At 41.3% G+C, this 978-nt stretch carries 1 protein-coding gene; it reads right to left on the bottom strand.

Annotated features, from left to right (window positions below):
- Nucleotides 1-244: 244 nt before the first annotated feature.
- Nucleotides 245-978, bottom strand: a 734-nt coding sequence (locus V7R55_RS19485) for an IS110 family transposase (protein ID WP_334061027.1), incomplete at its 5' end; no start/stop codon positions are given.

Genomic DNA, 978 nt, shown 5'->3' with positions numbered 1-978 from the left:
TCGCTCGCAAGCTTATGTGGACTCCCCCATGTCAACAACCAAAACTTAATATCACAAAAAGAAAAATACGTGCTTATGTTCGAGCTCTAGTAGAGAAGCTATCTCTGGCTCACTGATGTTTACGCGAACAAACGGCCAAGTCTCGCTGGCGAGCTTTCATGCTCCAAGCTTGCGGCTGACTTCGTTTGTAGATTTTTATCTTTGTTCAAGCATTTTAGTTGGTTAACTCATTTTGCGCTGTGAGTTATGCAGCGTGATATTCTGTATTATTTTGCAGCATACTATAAGCAGTTCTGACTGTTTTGTTAGCCAGGGCTACAGCTGCACACCTATTACCTCGCCGTTGCATTAAGCTCTGCAACCAAAGTTCTTTTTTTGTTTGTGCGCCGTACTTTATCACTTTAATCACCACTGACATTGCGCCAGTTATCAGCTGGCTTCGAAGGAATCCGTTTTTACAATATTTACCTATGGTTCCCATGACCTCTTTACCACCAGAGGAATGCTGAATGGGCGTTAAACCAATACAAGCAGCCGCATTCTTTCCACTCTTAAATGGCTGAGATTGATTTGCACCTAGTGCAATATAAAGGTTTACTGCATTAACTGGACCTACACCCTCAAGCTTTAATAGCTTCTTACAATCAGGTAATGATTGGATACTCTGCTCTAAATATTTATCGTATTCACGAATAGCGCTTATCATATTTTCAAGTTGCACTTTAGCGACCGAAAGAGTGGCGCGGAAGGTATCAGACAAATTAATCTCCCCATCTTCAAGTACACCTTCCAACCCTCGCAGTATGCCGCCCTGTGTGTTAGGTAAACGGATATTTAGTTCTAACAGTAATGATACTATTTGTTTCTGTGAGGCGTTTTGACTCTTAATTGCTAACTCACGCAAACGTTGAATTGATTGCAACTGTTGTTGCTCAATACTTTTACCGTTGATAAAAGACACTTCCGGTAAAAACAGTG

This window comes from Alteromonas sp. S005 (genome assembly GCF_036864475.1).
Classification (GTDB): Bacteria; Pseudomonadota; Gammaproteobacteria; order Enterobacterales; family Alteromonadaceae; genus Alteromonas.
This window is presented reverse-complemented; position numbering and strand designations above follow the sequence as displayed.